At 56.4% G+C, this 1,121-nt stretch carries 3 protein-coding genes; all 3 read left to right on the top strand.

Annotated elements, in window-relative coordinates; translation table 11 throughout:
- A partial coding sequence (locus AACS24_RS02870; RefSeq protein ID WP_219927750.1) for a hypothetical protein occupies window positions 1-187 on the top strand: 187 nt, incomplete at its 5' end.
- A 43-nt stretch (window positions 188-230) separates the two neighbouring features.
- Window positions 231-605, top strand: coding sequence for a cytochrome b562 (locus tag AACS24_RS02865; RefSeq protein WP_041209147.1), 375 nt, complete (start codon window positions 231-233; stop codon window positions 603-605).
- Window positions 586-1,121: cytochrome b/b6 domain-containing protein (locus AACS24_RS21785; RefSeq protein ID WP_108572346.1), on the top strand; the 536-nt coding region annotated here is incomplete at its 3' end. The genes AACS24_RS02865 and AACS24_RS21785, both read left to right, overlap by 20 nt.

Here is a 1,121-nt window from a genome sequence, read left to right as displayed (position 1 = left end):
GACAAGCCCCGCCAATGGCGGGGTTTTTTATGCCGGAAAGTGCCTGATTGTCGATGCATTCATGTTGCTGTGGTTAACAAGCGAGGCACTCTTGTCACCATTTGCCACAAAAAACATCATTTTTCACAAACGCTTCACCATGAGTCATGGCATTATGCTGATGATGAATTCCTGTTTGGATTCATAGGTGACCCTAATAATTTGAGCATGTTGTTATATAAGGAAATCCCATGTTGAAAACTGTTCGCCCCCTGCTGCTGCCCCTGATGTTCGGTCTGATCGCGTTGCCTGCCATGGCTGGCGATCTGGAACAGCCGATGAAGAAGATTGGCTTCAACTACAAGCAGGCGGTCAAGGCTGATGATGCGGCTACCATGGAGAAGCACATCAACGAGATGAAGGCTCAGCTCGACATCGCCAAGCAGAAGAACATGCCTGCCGCCAAGAAGGAGAAGTTCCTTGAAGGCATGAATGAGGTACAGACCGAGCTGGATGCCAGCCTGGCTGCGCTCAAGGCCGGTGACGAAGCCAAGGCGCGCGAGCACCTGGCCAAGGTTAACGACCTGAAGAAGGAGTATCACAAGTATGCCAAGCAAAAAGGGTGAGCCCTTTCGCTGGGATGCTGTAGTTCGTCTGACCCATTGGGGTGTAGCGGCGATCTGTATCGGTAATCTCTGGCTTAATGAGGCAGGAGAGGATTGGCACGAGTGGCTCGGTTACACAGCCATCGCGCTGGTCTCCGTACGTTTGCTCTGGGGGCTCACCTTTGCCCATGGCTACGCCCGCCTTGGCGCCCTCATCCCTAGCGGTGAGGATTTCCGCCAGCAGATGCACGAGATGCGCGAGCGGTTGCCGCCGGCGCCGGGCCATCACGGCAGCGGCAAGCTGGCGGTATGGGCGCTCTGGTTGCTGGTGCTGGCGACAGCCGGTACCGGCTGGTTCCAGAATACCGAGATGGGATTTGATCTGGGGGCTGATGATTGGCACGTCTGGTGCACTTGGGCGCTGCAGGGCATGATCGCACTGCATCTGCTGGCCATTGGGTTCACCTCGTGGCGTCAGCGCAGCAGTCTGGTGAGCCGGATGTTGCCCACGCTTCCCCGTCACGCCTCGAACCAGCG

Source organism: Aeromonas sp. HMWF016, assembly GCF_963878195.1.
Classification (GTDB): domain Bacteria; phylum Pseudomonadota; class Gammaproteobacteria; order Enterobacterales; family Aeromonadaceae; genus Aeromonas; species Aeromonas lacus.
The sequence above is the reverse complement of the archived record's forward strand: the minus strand, read 5'-3'. Positions and strand labels throughout refer to the sequence as shown.